Below are 16,588 nucleotides of genomic sequence, written 5' to 3' on the forward strand. Positions count from 1 at the left end.
CAGCGAAATACAGTGCGTCCCATGCCCCAACCACCGGATCCCCAGCACCCCTTGCGCCTGCACGACTTCCGGCTGCTCTTCATCGGCCGGACGGTCTCCGTCCTCGGCGACGCCGTCGTCCCCGCCGCCCTCGCCATCGCCGTCACCCGCGCCACCGGCTCCTCCGGCGCGCTCGCCCTCGTGCTCGGCTGCGCGATGGTGCCCCGGCTGCTCCTGCTGCCCTTCGGCGGGGTGGCCGGCGACCGCTTCGACCCGCGCCTGGTCGCGCTCACCACCGACCTCGTGCGCGCCGCCACCCAGTTGCTCGTCGGCCTCGAACTCCTCGGCGGCCGCCCGAGCCTCGCGCACATCGCCGTCGCCGAGGCGGTCGGCGGCGTCGCCTCCGCCTTCGCCATGCCGACGTCCTCCCCGCTGGTCCGCGGCACCACCCCGGAGGCCCACCGGCTGCGCGCCAACGCCCTGCTCGGCTCCGCCTCCAGCGCCGCCCGCCTCGGCGGCCCCGCGCTCGCGGGCGTCCTGGTGTACACCGCCGGGCCCGGCTGGGCGTTCCTCCTCGACGGCCTCTCCTTCGTGCTGAGCGCGGCCCTGCTCACCCGGATCACCGTCGTCCGCGTCCCCACCGAGCGGCGCTCGCTGCGCCGGGACCTCGCCGAGGGCTGGAGCGAGGTGCGCGCCCGGGACTGGTACTGGACCAGCCTGATCGCGCACGGCGTGTGGAACGGCGCCAGCTCCGTCGCGCTCACCCTCGGCCCGCTGATCGCGGCGACCCGGCTCGGCGGCGACGGCGCCTGGGTGGCGATCACCCAGGCGGCGGCGGTGGGCCTGCTGGCGGGCTCGCTGCTCGCCGCGCGGGTCCGGCCGAGCCGCCCGGTGCTCGTCGGCAACCTCGCCCTCGCGCTGTACGGGCTGCCGCTGGTGGCACTGGCCGTCCCGACGCCCGCGCCCGTCACGGTGGCCGTCTACGCGGTGGCGCTGGCCGGGCTGGGGTTCCTCAACCCGGTCTGGGAGACGGTCGTCCAGCAGGAGTTCCCCGCCCACGTGCTGGCCCGGGTCACCTCGTACGACTGGCTGCTCTCGCTGGCGGCGGCGCCGCTCGGGTACGTCCTCGCGCCGCTCGCCGCCGACGCCTGGGGCAGCCGGGTGCCGCTGCTGGCCGCCGCCGCGCTGGTGGTGCTGGCCTGTGCGGGCACGGCGGCGGTCCCGGGCGTGCGCCGCTTCGGCGCCGCGCCCGCGCGGACGGCTCCGGAACCGGGGCCGGCGGCCGCCGAGCAGCCGCCGGCCCCGGTCAACTCCTAGGCCTGGAAGGTCAGTTCCAGATCCCGGTGATGTCGCTCGCGGTCGCCGCGTTGCCCGCGTGGCCGGTGGTGCCGGCCAGGTCCTCCAGGGTGCGCAGCACGTTGTAGTGGTTGTAGGTACCGGACGAGCTGCTGCCCGGGGTGACGTGGGCGCCGTAGAACACGGTCGGGATCCGGTTGCCGGACAGGCTGTTGTCCTCGTCGAAGGTCATGACGAGCAGGCTGTTGTGGGTCTGCGCCCAGGCCGCGTACGCGCCCAGGTTGTTCTTGATCCAGGTGTCGCCGGTGCTGACCGAGCAGTCGTGCATGTCGCTGCACAGGTTCGGGATGACGAAGGAGACCTTCGGCAGGGTGGTGTAGTCGGTCGGGAACTGGGCGAACGTCATCGCGGAGTTGAGCGGGACGTTGCCGAAGCCGAACCACGGGTTGTGCTTCTGCGCGTACTTGCCGCTGCTGCACGTGGTGCTGCCCTGGCTGGGCAGGGACTCGTTGTAGCTGGCCCAGGTCTTGCCCGCGGCGAGCACCTCGGAGGCCAGGTTCGGGGCCTGGAACCCGCCGACGACCACACAGCTGTCGTCCGTGGTGCCCTGGGTGGAGCCGGAGAACAGCGCGTAGTAGTTCGGCTCGCTGGGGTGCGTGATCGCGTAGGACTGGGTGAGGTTCGCCCCGCCCGCCTTCAGGGTGTTGTTGATGTACGGCGCGCTGCTGCTCCCGATGATCTGGGAGTAGGAGTGGTTCTCCATCACCACGACGATGACGTGGTCGGGCGTCGGCAGCCCGGCCGCCTGCGCCTCGGTGGCGGTGGCGGCCCACAGGCCGGCGGAGGCGGCGACCAGCGCGGCGGCGGAGCCGATCGCGGTCGCGGTGCGCCGGGAGCGGGGGGCCCGGTGCGCGGGGCTGTCGTTCAGGGGCTTCGCGGACGAAGTCATGACGAGTCCTCGGGTGAAGGGCGGCCCTCGCGGGGCCGCCCGGATCGGGGGGTGGCGGGCTGTTGGTGCGCTCGCCAACCGGCCTAGTAGGGCAGCCCGTTGGCGAAATCGGTGGCGAAGGTCGATTCGACGGTGGTGAGCACCCCGGCGTCGCCGACGATCAGGCCGAGCTCGCGGTTGTTGTTCAGCGAGTTGTCGGAGAAGTTCTCCGAGCCGGCGAACACCTTGGCCGAGGCGGTGCCGTAGTCGGCGACGATGGCCTTCGCGTGGATGTACAGGCCGGTGGTCGAGGAGTAGGTGACGACCCGGGCGCCGGACGCGGTGACCTGGTCGAAGGCCCAGCCGTACGAGCTCGGGTTCATGCCGACGACGCGCACGGCGACGCCCCGGTCGGCGGCCGCCGTGATCGCGTCGACCAGCGCCTGGTCGCCGAACTCCAGCTCCTCGACGTCGAGCGAGGTCTGCGCGCCGTTGATCAGGGCCAGCAGCCGGTCCTGCGAGTCGGTGGGCGACCAGACCAGGTTGTCGCCGTCCGTGGGGGTGACGGAGGTCTTGGCGTAGTCGGCGGCGAAGACCCGCTCGATCGCGGCGACGTCGTTGGCGTCGGTGTCGACGACGCCGTAGTCGCGGCTGGTGCTGTAGTAGGTGGCGTCCAGGTTCCCGGTCAGGATCAGGGACTTGGCGCCGTCCACGGTGACGGCCTTCTGGTGGGTGTAGACGTACGCCGAGGAGGAGTACGTCACGCCCACGCCGGCCGCCTGGAGCGCGCTGTAGGCGGCGGAGTTGACCGAGGTGTGCTTGGCGTCCAGGATCACCCGGACCTTGACGCCCGCCCGCTGACGGGCGATCAGGGCGTTGACCGCCGTCGTGTCGCGCAGCTCGTACATGGTGACGTCGACGGACTTGGTGGCCGAGTTGATCAGGTTGTAGACCACCGTGTGGTCCTGGTCGGGGAAGACGACCGCGGTGTACGTGCCGGAGGTGAGGGCGGCCCGCGCGGTGGCGGCCTGCGCGGCGCCCGCGGCGGATATCAGGCCGGCGGTGGCGAGCAGCAGGGCGCCGGTGCGGCGCGCGAAGGTGGCCAGGGACATGGGGGCTCCACGGTCGGCGAGGGGAAGGGGAAGTCGCCCGGGCGCGGGCTGGTCCGGGGCCGCGCGGGCTGCTGGAACAGCATGGCGGGGCGCGGTCAACGCGGGTAGACGACAGCAGGTAAAGCCTTGGCCCCGGCCCGGGAAACGGTTGGTGCGCCCCACCGGCCCCACCGGCCCCACCGGCCCCACCGGCCCCACCGGCAACGGACCATCCGCGCGGACCGGTTCAGGTTGCCCACCGGCCGCCGGTCAGTCGATAGTGGATCTTCGATCGACGCGGTCCGACACCGCGTCAGCCGACGAGAGACCGAGGAACATGGCGAAGACCAGCCTTCTGCGCCCCCTGGCGGTGGCCGCCGCCACGGCCGTCCTGCTCGCGACCGGTGCCGCCCAGGCCACGGCCGCCGCACCGGGCACCGCCGGCGCGGCCCCCGCGCCCGACACCGCGGGCGTGCTCGCCGCCCTGAAGGCCACCCAGGCCGCCGGCGCGCCCGGCGCCTTCGCGGTGATCCGCGACCACGGCGACACGGAGTCCGTCCGCTCCCTGGCGGTCGGTCAGGCCGACCTCGACGGCACCCCGATGAAATCCTCGTGGAGGTTCCGGGTCGGCAGCAACAGCAAGATGTTCGCCGCCGTTCTCGTGATGCAGCTGGCGGAGCAGGGGCGCATCGACCTCGACAAGCCGCTGCGCGACTACCTGCCCGCCGGCACCCTCCCGGAGGACTGGACCATGACCGGCCGCCAGGTCATGGAGCACCGCGCCGGGATCTACGACCACACCAACGACCTGCTTGAGCAGCCCGGCGAGGAGACCACCAGCGCCTTCGAGGCCCGCATCCGCACCCAGGTGTACGCGCCGGCCGACCTGGTGGCGATGTCCGTCAAGCACGGCGTGCAGTACACCCCGGGCAGCCGCTACTCCTACTCCAACACCGACTTCGTGCTGATGGGCCTCGCCGTCGAGCACCTCACCGGCCGCCCGTACGCGGACGTGCTGCGCGAGCGGATCATCGAGCCGCTCGGCCTGCGCCGCACCTCCTTCGTGGTGCCGGACGAGAAGATCACCGGCCCGCACGTCACCGGCTACCTCACCAACGACGACCGCACCAAGCCGCTGCTCGACTCCACCGAGCAGACCGCCTCCTGGCTGTGGGCCGCCGGCGGCGTCATCTCCTCCGCCGAGGACCTCGACCGCTTCCTCACCGCCCTGGCCGCCGGCAGCGCGGGCGGGCTGGTCAGCGACGCCTCGCTCCAGCAGATGACCGCCGTGCTGCCCACCCCCAACCCCAAGATCAGCTACGGGCTGGGGCTGCGCCGGATCACGCTGTCCTGCGGCGACGTGTACGGGCACGGCGGCATCGTCCAGGGCTACCAGACGCAGTCCTTCACCGCCCCGGACGGCCACCGCAGCGTCGTGGTCTTCGCGAACGCCTCCAACAACGGCTCGGTGACCCAGGGCCTGATGAGCGCGCTGGAGCCCGCGTTCTGCGGCGCCAAGCCGGCCGCTGCCGCCCCGCGCCTCGCGCAGCGCGACGCGGCCGCCCCGGCGAACGGCGCGGGGGCCGGGGACGTCCTGCTGCCGGCCGTGGAGGACACCCGGTTCTGAGCCTCCCGCCCGGGCACGACGAACCGCCCCGCGCCGTCGCGGCGAGGGGCGGTTCGTCGTGGGGGCGGCACCCGGTCGGAGCGGCAGCCGGTCAGGCCGTCCCCGCGGGGGCCGACCGGGCCGGGGCGTAGCCGTGCTCGGCGGCCAGCACCGGGCGCAGCGCCCGGATCGCGTAGAAGTTGCGGGACTTGACCGTCCCCGGCGGCACCCCCAGCCGGGCCGAGGCCTCCTGCACCGAGCGGTCCTTCAGGTGCAGCTCGACCAGCACCTCGCGGTGGTGCTTCTGCACCCGGCGCAGCGCCAGCGAGATGTCCCGGGCGACCACCACCTGCTCGTACGGGTCCTCGGCCAGCGGGCGGTCCTCGGGCGCCTCGCCGATGACCTCCTTCGCGCGGGCGGCGGCCATCCGGTAGTGGTCGATGGCGATCCGGCGGGCCACCGTGAACAGCCACGGGCGGCTCTGCTCCGGGCCGGCGGCCAGCGCCTCCGGGTGCTGCCAGGCGCGCAGCAGGGTCTCCTGCAGGATGTCCTCGGCCTTGCCGCGGTCGCCTCCGGTGGCGCGCAGCAGCGAGCGCAGCAGGTACCCGCCGTGCAGGCGGTAGATCTCGGCCAGGGTGTCCGGGTCGAGGGTCGGGCGGGGCTTCGCGGCGGGCACACCGGTGGCGGGCACGGCGGTGGCGGACGCGGCGGCCTCGGGAGCCTCGGGGCCGGTCCCGGCGCTGGAGGCCTGGCGCTGGACGGGAATCCGGACGATCTCGGCGCCGGGCGCGGACTGGGCGACGGACGGCTTCGACGACACGCGCTACCTCTCAGGTCGGGCTGGGAGCACCGCTCGGACTCGGGGACACCTGTGCCGGTCGTCCCCGCTGCCGGCGGCTGTGACAGCAGCGTGCCGGGCGGCGCAAATGCGCCACCAACGCTCCGCTAACGTCCCGCCGCGCCGTCCGTCAGTGGGCCGTCAGCGGCTCCCTCCGGGCTCGTCCCGCAGCTCTGCGGCTAACGCCCGGACCAGGTCCTGCACGCCGTCCTCGCCCCGGTGCTCGATCAGCACCGCCACCCAGCCCACCAGCCGGTCCCGGTCGGCCGCCGACCAGTCGGCCGCCGCCGGGTGCTCGTCCACCACCAGGGCCTCGGCCACGCTCAGCAGCTCCGGCGCCGGGTTCGGCCCCGCTCCCGTCCCCGGCCGGGGCGCCGCCTTCAGCGCCAGCCGGCGGGCCACCGCGATCACGACCTCGGCCCGCTGCTCGGGCACCGCCAGCGCGGGCTGCCCCGGCCGGATCGGCTCCGGTCCGCTCACCAGCGCCGCCAGGTACTCCCGGGCCTGCGCCTCGTCCGCATCCATCGTCGTTCCTTCCCGGTCCCGTACCCGGGACTCGCACCGGTTCCTGCCGCTGGCACTCGACGGCGTCGAGTGCCACCGGGAGACCGTAGCGAGCGGCGGCCGCTCCGGCAGGGGGTTTTCCGCCTCCGACCGGCCGGAGCCGGGGGTTGGCCGGAAGGCGGCCCCCGCCGCGCCCCGACCCGCTCAACGGGGGCTCGCGCCAGCGCGGTTCAGGTGAACCGGGGCGGGCCCGCGGGCCGTGGGACAGGGTGCGGGAACGGCACGACACCCAGGAGGTCAGGCGACGGCCCGCTCCGACGCAACCTTCCTCACCGGCGTCGGCGCCGTCGCCCGTCACAGCATGACGAGCAGCTTGGTGCCCGGGACCAGCTTCCGGTTCACCGAGGTCGACTGGACGAACACGGTGTACGCCGGGTTCTCGCCCGGCTTCACGGTGGCCTCCGCGTTCGGCAGGCCGAGGAGCCGGCGGGCCGCCGGGCCCGAGAAGACCCGGCCCGTCATCCGGCCGGTGGCCGGGTCCTTCTCCGCCACGGCCAGCTGCTTGCTGCCCTGGATCTTCTCGCGCTTGGACAGCTCGTAGAAGGCGCAGCCGGTCGTGTACGCGTGCCCGGCGCGGGTGACGAACTCGCGGATCGGCGTGTTCTCGTCGACGGGCACCAGGATGTACTTGCCGGTGTCGAGGGCGTCCAGGTTGGCCTTCACGTCGGCGGTGTTCAGGTCCTGGCCCATCGCGAACAGGTTCCTGGTGCCGCGCACGCCCTGCTCGCGGCCGCGCAGGAAGCTCGTGGCGGCCGACTTGACCGTGCCGATGGCCTCCTCGACGCCCTTGGTGGAGTCCGCGTCCCAGATCGCGATGTTGCCCGCCGGGAAGCCGTACTCCTGCGCGGTGCGCTTGGCCAGGGAGTTCGGGACCAGGATCGCCGAGGTCCAGTGGTCGGGCAGCTCGTCCATCGCGCCCTGGATGCGGTCGAGCCAGTTCTTCAGGACGGCGGAGCCCCGGCGGCCGCCCATCCGGGCGTGCATCTCGCCGCTCTCCGAGCAGCCGGAGGCGTTCTCCTCGCCGTCGGTGACGACGACCTGGAGGAAGGAGTGCTCCCCGTAGCCCTCCCAGATGTTCTTCAGGTCGTCGATCGACTTCACCGCCGCCTCGATCAGCGCCGTCGCCCCGTTGTCGACGGAGTAGAGGCCGCGCAGCGACGGCAGGTGCTTGACGTCCATGTCCCAGACCAGGTTCTGCACCTGGTGGTCGAAGGCGTAGAGGCTGATCCGGGTCTCGTGCCCGAGCCGGTCCGACTCCTCCTGGAGGCCCTTCACGAACTCGTCGACCACCCGCACGAGTTGGTTCGCGTGCGGCCCCATCGAGCCGGACTTGTCGACCACCAGCGAGACGTGGTTGACCTTGTGCTTGATCGTGTTCGCCGACATGGCTGTACCCCTCTCCGAACGCCGCCCCGACGCCGGTTTCCGGCGCCCCCTTCGACGTTGGTTCCACCCTAGGAGGGGGCACTGACAGCCGGCCGACGTCCGTACGGCCGTCCGCATGACCGCCCGTACGGCCGTCCGCACGTCCTCACGGCCGGCCGCCGGTCCGGCCGGCCGGGAGGTCCTGCGGCAGCAGCAGGCTGAGCTCGTCGAGGTCGGCGACGTCGAGGCGGGCGAGCCGCCCGGCCTGGCGGGTGATCATCGATTCCAGCACCTGCCGGGCGAAGCGCCCGTTGCCGAAGGAGCGGTCGCGCGGGGCGGCGGCGAAGTGGGCGGCGAGGGCGGCGAGCGTCTGCGGGGCGCAGTGGTACCCGGCGGTCTCGGCCTGGCGGCGGACGATGGCGACGAGTTCGTCGTCCGCGTAGTGGTCGAAGGTGATCTCGCGGGAGAACCGGGAGGCCAGGCCGGGGTTGGAGGAGAGGAAGCCGCGCATCTCCTCCTCGTAGCCGGCGACGATGACGACCACCTCGTCGCGGTGGTCCTCCATCAGCTTCATCAGGGTGTCGACGGCCTCCTGCCCGAAGTCGCCGCCGGCGCCGCCGCGGGGGGTGAGGGTGTAGGCCTCGTCGATGAACAGGACGCCGCCGCGGGCCCGTTCGAAGGCGTCGCGGGTGAGCTGGGCGGTGTGGCCGACGTAGCGGCCGACGAGGTCGGCGCGGGCGGTCTCGACGAGCCGGCCGGAGGGCAGCACGCCGAGCTCGGCGAGCAGTTCGCCGTAGAGCCGGGCGACGGTGGTCTTGCCGGTGCCGGGCGGCCCGGCGAAGACCAGGTGGTGGCCGATGGTGGCGGCGGGCAGGCCGGCGTCGAGCCGGCGGCGGGTCTGCCGGGTGAGGTTGACCAGGTCCTCGACCTGCTGCTTGGCGGCGGCCAGGCCGACCATGCCGCGCAGCCGGTCGAGCAGGCCGGGCGCCTCGGGTTCGCCCTGGCCGGCGGCGGCGCGGGCGACGGCGGCGGCGGCCTCCTCGCCGACGTCGGCGGGCAGCAGCCGGGTGAGGTCGGCGTTGTCGAAGTGGTCGAGCGCGGCGAGCCGGGAGGCCTGCCGGTCGACCATCTCCTCGAAGACCTTGCGGGCGGCCCGGCCGTTGCCGAAGTCGGCGCCCTTGGGCATCCGCTCGAAGTGGACGGTGAGGGCTTCGCGGGTGCCCTCGGCGAGTTCGTAGCCGTGCCCGCCGGAGGCGTGTTCGACGATGGTGGTGAGCTCGTCGACGCTGTAGTTCCGGAACGCGACGGTGCGGCTGAACCGGGAGGCCAGGCCCGGGTTGGAGGCCAGGAACTCGTGGATCTCGGTCTCGTACCCGGCGACGATGACGACCAGGTCCTCGCGGTGGTCCTCCATCAGCTTGACCAGGGTGTCGACGGCCTCCCGCCCGAAGTCCGGGCCGGCGCCGCCGGAGCCGGCGGACAGGGTGTACGCCTCGTCGATGAACAGCACCCCGCCGAGGGCCTCCTTGACCACCGCGGTGGTCTTGAGCGCGGTGCCGCCGATGATCGGGGCGACCAGGTCGGCGCGGGCGACCTCGACGAGGTGGCCGCCGCGGAGCACGCCGAGCTCGGCGAGGATCGCCCCGTACAACCGGGCCACCGTGGTCTTGCCGGTGCCGGGCGGGCCGGCGAAGACCAGGTGGCGGCTCATCGGCAGGGCGGGCAGCCCGGCCTGTTCGCGGCGCCGGGCCAGCTTGTTGAGGTTGACCAGGGTGGCGACCTGCTCCTTGACGCCCTCCAGCCCGACCAGGGTCTGCAGGACGGCCTGCGGGCCCTGCTGCTGCCCGCCCGCGGACGGCTGCGGCTGCCCCGGCGCTTCGCCGCCGCCGTCCGCCGCCGCGGGACCGCCGGGCGCGGCGGACGCGGCGGACGCGGTGGCGGCGCCGTGGGCGTCCGGCGAGCGGTTGTCCCGGCTGTCCAGGTTCTCGACGGCGAGGCGGTCGGTGGGCTCGGTCTGCCGCAGCCCGGCGCCGTCGTTCTCGGCGGCCAGGCAGTCGGTGAGCCGGACGGACTCGGCGGACTCGGAGCGCAGCCCGTCCTCGGTGTTGCCGGTGAGCCGGCAGGAGGTGAGCGTGGCGCGGGCGCCCGGCAGCAGGTGCAGGCCGTGGCGGCGGTTGGCGCGCAACCGGGCACGGGTGGCGGTGAGTTCGCCGCCGCGTTCGACGCTGGCGCCGTCCAGGGCGTTGTCGGCGGCCTCGACGTCGCGCAGGGTGGCGACGCCCTCGGGGCCGACCGAGACGCCGCAGCCCTTGCCGCCGCGCAGCAGGACGGCGCCCAGGTAGGTGTTGGCGCCGTCGCCGATCCGGACACCGTGCCGGCCGGAGTCGAGCACGGTGGCGTCCTCGATCCGGCCGCGCCCGTCGCGCAGCGCCTCGATGCCGTGCCCGCCGGCGGCGGTGACGGTGGCGCGGCGCAGCAGCGGGTTGGCGCCCTCGCGGACGACGACGCCGGTGCCGGCCGGGCCGTGCACCTCCAGGCGGTCGAACTCGGCGGCGCTCTCCCCGGTGATCTCGACGCCGTCGCCCTCGCCGTCGCGCACCACGGCGCGCAGCAGGCTGGGGCCGGCCGATCCGCCGACGTGGATGCCGGCCTGGGCGGCGGCGGTGACCTCGCAGTCCTCCAGGGTGCCGCGGGCCCGGCCGGCGATGTGCAGGCCGTGGCCCCGGGTGCGGACGGCGCGGCAGCGGCGCAGCAGCGGGTCGGTGCCGTTGGTGAGCACGTAGCCGTGGCCGCGCACGGCGGTGACGGTGCAGTCCTCCAGGACGACGCGGGCCGTGGAGCCGACGAAGACGCCGAGTTCGGCGTCGCGGATCGCGGTGCGCACCAGGCGGGTGCTGCTCTGCTCCTCGATGGCGACGGCGGGCTTGTCGGTGCCGGAGATCTCGCAGTCCTCCAGGACGCCGCGCGACTCGCCGTTGGCGCACACGCCGTTGCCCCGGGCGTCGCGCAGCACGCAGCGGCGCACGGTCGGGTTGGCGCGCTCGCCGATGACCAGGGCGGAGGTGCCGAGGTGCTCGACCACGCTGTCCTCGATGACGCTGGAGCCGGTGGAGGTCTCGACCAGGCCGGCCCCGGCCGGGTTGACGACCCGGCAGCCGCGCATGGCCAGCTCGCCCTGCTGGCGGGTGAGTACGGCCGTCCAGGAGGTGCCGACCACTTCGCAGTCCTGGAGGGCGAGCTGGCCGCGCGGGACGTCCACGGCGGGCAGGTCCGCGTCCTGCCCCTGCAGCACCAGGCCGGTCAACTGGACGGCCTCGGCGAGCACTTGGACGACCGAGCCGCGCCGGGGGCTGATCCGCACGCTGCCCCGCGCGTCCTCGGCGGTGATGCTCACCACCTTGGTGAGGACGAGGTTCTCCTCGTACCGGCCGGGGCGCACCGAGATCACCGCACCGCTGCGGGCGGCCTGGACGGCCTCGCCGATCGTGCGGTAGGAGCCGGGCTCCTGCCGCTCCGCGCAGACCGTCAGCACCGGGCGCGACATGGGGCGGCCTCGGCCTTCCCGGTCGGCTCGGCCTGCTCCGGGGCCGTCTCCTCCTCGGCCGCCAACACCCGGTTCACCGCCGGACGTTGGAACCCGGCCGAGCCCGAGGCCCCCGCCCCACGGCGCTTCTCCTCGCCCACCATGCTTCCCCTGCGTCCGACGACACTCCTGTGGGGAGCTACGGGCCGGGCGGCCGCCCGGGTTCAGCCGCTTCGCCTCGGTTCGGCGGACTCCTCGGGCGGCGTGAGCACGAAGGAGGGGCAGGGTGGCCGCGACACGGAAGTCGTCGCCGCGGGGCCCGACCGTCAGCCCGGCGGCACGGGGTCCGGTGTCGGGCTGAGGGGCAGGGTGGCCGCCACGCGGAAGCCGTCGTGGTAGGGGCCGACCGTCAGCTCGCCGCCGAACAGGGCGACGCGTTCGGCGAGGCCGAGGAGGCCGTGGCCGGTCGAGAGGGCGCGGCCGGGGCCGGTTCGGGGGCGGCCGGCGCCGTCGTCGACCACTTCCAGGCTCAGCACGTCCGACCAGTCGATCCGGACCACGGCCCGGCTGCCCGGCCCGGCGTGCTTGGTCACGTTGGTGACGGCCTCCTGCACCAGCCGGTAGGCCGTCAGGTCGACGCTGTCGTCCAGGTGCGCCGGGGTGCCGCGCACCTCCAGGTCGACCGTGACGCCGGCCTGCCGGACGCCCTCCAGCAGCGCCGCCAGGTCGGCGAGTCCGCGGCGGCCCGCGCCGGCCTCCACGGTGGCGTCGGCGGTGCGCAGCAGGCGCAGCAGCCGGCGCAGCTCGCCCATCGCGCCCCGGCCGACCTCCTCGATCCGGCCCAGGGCGTCGTCCGCGCCGGGCGGGAGGGCGGCGGGCCCGGCGGCGCGGGCCGCCTCGGCCTGGAGCACCATGACGGCCACCGCGTTGGCCACGATGTCGTGCAACTCCCGGGCGATCTGCGTCCGTTCGTGCCGGACGGCGTCGCGGGCTCGGGCCAGTTCGCGGCGGTCCCGTTCGGCCGCCTCGGCGACGGCCCGGCCCCACACGCCGACGCCCCAGGTCGCGGCGGTGACCGGCAGGTAGAAGGCGATGCCGGCGATCAGCGCGGCCGTGCGGTAGCCGGGCACCGCGAGCTGGTCGAAGGTGTACCAGACGGCCAGCCCGGCGGGCACCAGTGCGCCCGCGAGGGCGGCCAGGCCGGTACTGCGGCCGCCGTCGCGGGCGAGGGTGTAGAGCGCGACCAGCACCCCGAAGTAGGGCGTGAACTGGAAGTCGGTGGTGATGGTCAGCAGGTCGGCGCAGACCGCCACCGCCCACACCACCGCGAACGCCGGGACGGGCAGGCGCCGCCGGTACAGCAGGGCCAGGAACTCGGGCACGCAGAGCGCGACCAGCTCCAGCTGCTTGCGCCAGGTGGTGCCGGGCGCGACCGGGTCGCCGAAGAAGAACGCCTCCGGGACGATCACGGCGAGGGCGAGGGCGGCGTCCTGCAGCCGGGTGGACCGCAGCCAGCGCCGGCGGTCGGCGGCGGGCTGTGCCTGCGCGACGGTGCTCACGGCTACTTGCAGCCGCCGCAGTTGACGGTGATGCAGCAGATGCCCTGGGCGAAGACGACCAGGTCGTGCCCCTCCTGCCCGATCCACCAGGCCTCGGCGGCCGCGGCGGACCCGTCGGCCGGCACGGCGGGGGCCGTGACCGGGAAGCCGAGGCCGGCGTACGCGGACCACAGGTCGCCCTGGTGCCGGCGCAGGCTGTCGGCGAGGGCCGGGAGCGTGGTCCGGACGGCCGCCTGGTCCGCGTGCCGGGACGGCCCGACCAGTGCGAGGACGGCGGCCGCCGTCCGGATGCCCTCCGCCGAGGTGGCGGCCAGGCTGATCCCGGCCACCCGGACGGTCTCGGACGCGCCGCCGTCGCCGTTCGGCCCGATCTCGACCAGGTAGCGCTGCCAGGGGTCGCCGATCGTCTTCGGCGGGTCCGGGACGAGGACGGTGCTCGGCCCGGCGAGGAACCCGTGCGCGAGGGCGGGCCCGGCGGACCCGTCCGGCTCGACGAGGTGCACGGTCGCACCGACGGTCGGGGAGTCGTTCATGGTGGGGTCCCAGCGTGGTGAGGCCGCCCGGGCGCGTGGCCCGGCGGTGACCGGTGGTGTCCCGTCCAGTCCTAACCCGGCCCGCCGGGCGGCCGCCCCCGGGAGCGACCCGTGCGAGTGAGCGGCCGCCGCCCGGCGCTACCCCGGGAAGTCCTTCCAGAAGGGCACGGTGGCCTGCGGGTCCCAGCCCTCCGGGACGGGGAAGCCTCCCGGGTGCGCGAACTCGTGGTCGATGTACTCGGCGAGGTCGCCGCCGTAGGAGATCATGTCCGTTCCCCAGATCGACAGCACCGGGTGGCCGCTGGTGCCCCGCCCGGCGGGGAGGAAGCGGTGCCCGTAGAGCGGGACCAGCGGCGGCGCGGCCGCGAGGAAGGCCCGGTGGTCGTCGGCGAACCGGAAGCCGTACTGCGCCTCGATCCGCTCGAACTCCTCGCCGCCGAGGCCGGGTTCGATCTCCCAGTCGTGCAACTCCCTTAGCAGGCCGGCGGCTTCGGCCCGGAGTCGGGCGCCGTGGGTGTCGGTCACGAGGGCACTCCGGTTCGCCGCGGTTTCCGGACCCGGGCCGACCCCACTGCTCCCCTCGCGTGAAGCTGCCGCCGCGTCGCCCCGCGGTTGCGCGCCGCCCTGACGCGACGTCACCACAATGGGCGCTCGGCCGGATCTCGGCGGCCACGGCAAACCGGAGACCAGGGCGGATCACATGACGCGACTCAGTTCACCGACGCACCGGCGAGACGGAGGAGGAGGAAGAAGGAGGGGACGGGCACTGCTCCGGCTGAGAGCGGGGGCGGCGACCGCGGCGGGCCTGCTGCTGCTCGGCTTCGCGGCACCGGCGCAGGCCGTCGATCCCACCGTCTCGCTCAACAACAAGCGCACCGGCTGGGACGCGAACGAGCCGAACCTGTCGCACGCCCAGGTGTCCTCCTCGGCGTTCGGGCAGCGCTGGTCGACCGCGGTGAGCGGCGCGGTGCTGGCCCAGCCGCTGGTCACCGGCACGAACGTGATCGCCGCGACCGAGAACAACGACGTCTACGGCCTCGACCCCGCCACCGGCAAGGCCAACTGGACCCGCCAGCTCGGCCCGGCCTGGCCCACCTCGGCCGTCAGCTGCAACGACCCGGCCGCCCACACCGGCATCACCGCCACGCCGGTGTACGACTCCTCCTCCAACACCGTCTACCTGACCAGCAAGGCCAACGACGGCCCGGACGTCGACCACCCGCACTGGTACCTGCACGCGCTGAACGCGTCCACCGGCGCCGAGCGCTCGGGCTGGCCGGTGACCATCCAGGGCACGCCGACCAACAGCCCGGGCCACCCGTTCAACGCCAAGACGGCCAACGGGCGCCCCGGCCTGCTGCTGATGAACGGCTCCGTCTACGCGGCTTTCGCCTCCTACTGCGACACCGGCCCGTACGTCGGCCAGGTCGTCGGCGTCAACGTCAGCACCCGCAAGCTCACCCTGTGGTCCACCGAGGCCGGCTCCGACACCATGGAGGCCGGCATCTGGCAGAGCGGCGGCGGGCTGGTCTCGGACGGCACCGGCCGGATCTTCGTCGCCACCGGCAACGGCGCCGGCACGGGCGCCTCGCCGAGCCCCGGCCCCGGCAACCGGCCCCCCGGCCACCTCGGCGAGTCGGTGATCCGGCTCGGGGTGAACAGCGACGGCAGCCTCAGCGCCAAGGACTTCTTCAGCCCGACCAACAACCGCACGATGGACTCGAACGACACCGACCTCGGCTCCGGCGGGCCGACGGCCCTGCCGTCCGGCTTCGGGACCGCCACGCACCCGCACCTGCTGGTCGAGGTCGGCAAGGACGGCCGGGTCTTCCTGCTGGACCGGGACAACCTCGGCGGCATGGGCCAGGGCCCGAACGGCACCGACAACCCGGTCAGCATGGCCGGCCCCTTCGAGGGCGTCTGGGGCCACCCGGCGGTCTTCGGCGGTGGCGGCGGCTACGTCTACACGGTGTCCACCGACACCGGCAACGGCCGCTCCCCGATGCGGGCGCTCAGGTACGGGCTGAACGGCTCCGGCGTCCCGACCCTGACCAGCGCCGGCACCAGCAACGAGGGCTTCGGCTACGGCTCCGGCTCCCCGGTGGTCACCTCCAACGGGACGAACCCCGGCTCCGCGCTGGTCTGGGCGGTCTGGTCCGGCTCCGGCGCGGGCGGCGTCGGCGGCGAGCTGCGGGTGTACGACGCGGTGCCCGTCAACGGCGTCATGCACCTGCGCCGGTCCTTCCCGATCGGCACGGCGGCCAAGTTCGTCGTCCCCGCGACGGACAGCGGCCGGGTGTTCGTCGGGACCAGGGACGGCCACATCGTGGCCTTCGGCAGCCAGTGACGGATTGAGGCCCGGCTCTTGGATCCTGTGCCCGACCGGTTCCTCCGGTCGGGCACAGCCGTGTCCGCGCCGCCCCGGGGTCAGAGCTCGATCAGCAGGCCGTCCTCGGCGACCGCGGCGCCCGCTGCCGTCAGCTCGGGCGGGGTGTCGCGCGCGAGGGGGTTGGTGTTGTTGAGGTGGGTGTAGAGGTAGCGGGGGCCGGGGTGGCGGGCGAGGTGCGGGAGGGAGTCGCGGACGGCGAGGTGGCCCATCCCGGGGGAACGGCGGGCGCCGGCGGTGCGGGCGGCGAGCTCGTCGGGGGTGGCGAAGGTGCCGTCGAGCAGGACCAGGTCGGCGCCGGCCACCGCGCGGTCCATGGCCGGCGTCCAGTCGGCGAGGCCCGGGGCGTACACGGCGCAGGCGGCGCCGCCCTCCTCGGTGAAGCGGTAGCCGGTCACCCAGTCGGGGCCGTCCGGGAGGTCGGCGGCGTAGCGGGGGCGCTTGCCGCCGAGGGCGAAGGGTTCGGCGTTCAGGCCGCCGTCCAGGTGGACGGGCTTGCCCGGGGTGACGGTGTGCCAGTCGGCGGTGGTGTAGGCGGCGAGGAGCGGGCCCGCGGGGAAGGCGTGGTGGAGGGCGTGGCGTACCGCGGCGGTGGCGTGGATGGTCAGGCCGGCGGCTTCGCGCAGGGTCAACAGGCCCAGGGTGTGGTCGAGTTCGGCGCTGGTGAGCAGGGCGCCGCGCAGCGGGGTGTCGCGGGTGCCGGGGGCGGGGGCGAGTTCGGGGGTCGCCAGGAGTTGGGTCCGCAGGTCCGGGGAGGCGTTGACCAGGTACCAGGCGCGGCCGTCGCCGCTGACGGCCAGGCAGTCCTGGTGGCGGGCGGAACCGGTGCGGCGGGCGGCGGTGCATTCGGTGCAGCCGCAGTTCCACTGCGGGAGGCCGCCGCCGGCGGTGGTTCCGAGGATGCGGATCTTCAACTCGCG

13 protein-coding genes are annotated in these 16,588 nt (G+C 74.5%); 3 read left to right on the plus strand and 10 right to left on the minus strand.

Translation table 11 applies throughout. The features are described from left to right. Positions 1 to 21: 21 nt before the first annotated feature. Positions 22 to 1,296 (plus strand): MFS transporter, encoded by a 1,275-nt coding sequence (locus AB2U05_RS01480; protein WP_369182157.1) that lies wholly within the window; start codon positions 22 to 24, stop codon positions 1,294 to 1,296. Positions 1,297 to 1,306: 10 nt separating this feature from the next. Here AB2U05_RS01480 and AB2U05_RS01485 read toward each other — a convergent pair whose 3' ends face one another. Both AB2U05_RS01485 and AB2U05_RS01490 read right to left on the minus strand, forming a co-directional pair. Next, entirely contained in the window at positions 1,307 to 2,224 is a 918-nt protein-coding gene (locus AB2U05_RS01485; RefSeq protein ID WP_045695989.1) for an alkaline phosphatase family protein, read from the minus strand. 83 nt (positions 2,225 to 2,307) lie between these two features. Further along, positions 2,308 to 3,315, minus strand: coding sequence for a phosphatidylserine/phosphatidylglycerophosphate/cardiolipin synthase family protein (locus tag AB2U05_RS01490; protein WP_369182158.1), 1,008 nt, complete (start codon positions 3,313 to 3,315; stop codon positions 2,308 to 2,310). 316 nt (positions 3,316 to 3,631) lie between these two features. Here AB2U05_RS01490 and AB2U05_RS01495 point away from each other — a divergent pair, with 316 nt between their 5' ends. Next, positions 3,632 to 4,921, plus strand: coding sequence for a serine hydrolase (locus AB2U05_RS01495; RefSeq protein ID WP_052707347.1), 1,290 nt, complete (start codon positions 3,632 to 3,634; stop codon positions 4,919 to 4,921). Between the two features lie 91 nt (positions 4,922 to 5,012). Here AB2U05_RS01495 and AB2U05_RS01500 read toward each other — a convergent pair whose 3' ends face one another. The 7 genes from AB2U05_RS01500 to AB2U05_RS01530 form a co-directional block, all read right to left on the minus strand. After that, positions 5,013 to 5,720 (minus strand): sigma-70 family RNA polymerase sigma factor, encoded by a 708-nt coding sequence (locus tag AB2U05_RS01500; protein WP_244178751.1) that lies wholly within the window; start codon positions 5,718 to 5,720, stop codon positions 5,013 to 5,015. A gap of 159 nt (positions 5,721 to 5,879) precedes the next feature. Further along, the gene (locus tag AB2U05_RS01505; RefSeq protein WP_369182159.1) at positions 5,880 to 6,263 is read right to left on the minus strand and encodes a hypothetical protein; all 384 of its coding nucleotides are present in this window, start codon (positions 6,261 to 6,263) and stop codon (positions 5,880 to 5,882) included. Positions 6,264 to 6,596: 333 nt separating this feature from the next. After that, entirely contained in the window at positions 6,597 to 7,688 is a 1,092-nt protein-coding gene (locus tag AB2U05_RS01510; protein WP_045695980.1) for a vWA domain-containing protein, read from the minus strand. 145 nt (positions 7,689 to 7,833) lie between these two features. Continuing rightward, entirely contained in the window at positions 7,834 to 11,211 is a 3,378-nt protein-coding gene (locus tag AB2U05_RS01515) for a right-handed parallel beta-helix repeat-containing protein (protein ID WP_369182160.1), read from the minus strand. Positions 11,212 to 11,516: 305 nt separating this feature from the next. Beyond that, positions 11,517 to 12,749 (minus strand): sensor histidine kinase, encoded by a 1,233-nt coding sequence (locus AB2U05_RS01520; RefSeq protein WP_369182161.1) that lies wholly within the window; start codon positions 12,747 to 12,749, stop codon positions 11,517 to 11,519. Positions 12,750 to 12,751: 2 nt separating this feature from the next. Then, complete coding sequence (locus tag AB2U05_RS01525) at positions 12,752 to 13,282, minus strand: hypothetical protein (RefSeq protein ID WP_045695977.1); 531 nt, start codon at positions 13,280 to 13,282, stop codon at positions 12,752 to 12,754. A gap of 138 nt (positions 13,283 to 13,420) precedes the next feature. Then, a complete protein-coding gene (locus tag AB2U05_RS01530; RefSeq protein WP_369182162.1) occupies positions 13,421 to 13,807 on the minus strand; it encodes a hypothetical protein in 387 nt (128 codons plus the stop codon). 175 nt (positions 13,808 to 13,982) lie between these two features. On the opposite strand from AB2U05_RS01530, the gene AB2U05_RS01535 reads away from it, so the two are divergent. Next, a complete protein-coding gene (locus AB2U05_RS01535) occupies positions 13,983 to 15,629 on the plus strand; it encodes a PQQ-binding-like beta-propeller repeat protein (RefSeq protein WP_369182163.1) in 1,647 nt (548 codons plus the stop codon). Between the two features lie 80 nt (positions 15,630 to 15,709). On the opposite strand, the gene pqqB is transcribed toward AB2U05_RS01535, so the two are convergent. Continuing rightward, positions 15,710 to 16,582: a pyrroloquinoline quinone biosynthesis protein PqqB gene (gene pqqB, locus AB2U05_RS01540; RefSeq protein ID WP_369182164.1), complete on the minus strand. Its 873-nt coding sequence runs from the start codon at positions 16,580 to 16,582 to the stop codon at positions 15,710 to 15,712. Between the last annotated feature and the right edge of the window lie 6 nt (positions 16,583 to 16,588).

Origin of the sequence: Streptomyces sp. Y1, assembly GCF_041053115.1 — a bacterium.
Classification (GTDB): domain Bacteria; phylum Actinomycetota; class Actinomycetes; order Streptomycetales; family Streptomycetaceae; genus Kitasatospora; species Kitasatospora rubellomurina.

Excerpts from the sequence above, each read along its gene's own strand:
- AB2U05_RS01480 (WP_369182157.1), top strand. The coding sequence starts at position 22 with ATGCCCCAACCACCGGATCCCCAGCACCCCTTGCGCCTGCACGACTTC.
- AB2U05_RS01485 (WP_045695989.1), bottom strand. The coding sequence starts at position 2,224 with ATGACTTCGTCCGCGAAGCCCCTGAACGACAGCCCCGCGCACCGGGCC.
- AB2U05_RS01490 (WP_369182158.1), bottom strand. The coding sequence starts at position 3,315 with ATGTCCCTGGCCACCTTCGCGCGCCGCACCGGCGCCCTGCTGCTCGCC.
- AB2U05_RS01495 (WP_052707347.1), top strand. The coding sequence starts at position 3,632 with ATGGCGAAGACCAGCCTTCTGCGCCCCCTGGCGGTGGCCGCCGCCACG.
- AB2U05_RS01505 (WP_369182159.1), bottom strand. The coding sequence starts at position 6,263 with ATGGATGCGGACGAGGCGCAGGCCCGGGAGTACCTGGCGGCGCTGGTG.
- AB2U05_RS01510 (WP_045695980.1), bottom strand. The coding sequence starts at position 7,688 with ATGTCGGCGAACACGATCAAGCACAAGGTCAACCACGTCTCGCTGGTG.
- AB2U05_RS01515 (WP_369182160.1), bottom strand. The coding sequence starts at position 11,211 with ATGTCGCGCCCGGTGCTGACGGTCTGCGCGGAGCGGCAGGAGCCCGGC.
- AB2U05_RS01525 (WP_045695977.1), bottom strand. The coding sequence starts at position 13,282 with ATGAACGACTCCCCGACCGTCGGTGCGACCGTGCACCTCGTCGAGCCG.
- AB2U05_RS01535 (WP_369182163.1), top strand. The coding sequence starts at position 13,983 with ATGACGCGACTCAGTTCACCGACGCACCGGCGAGACGGAGGAGGAGGA.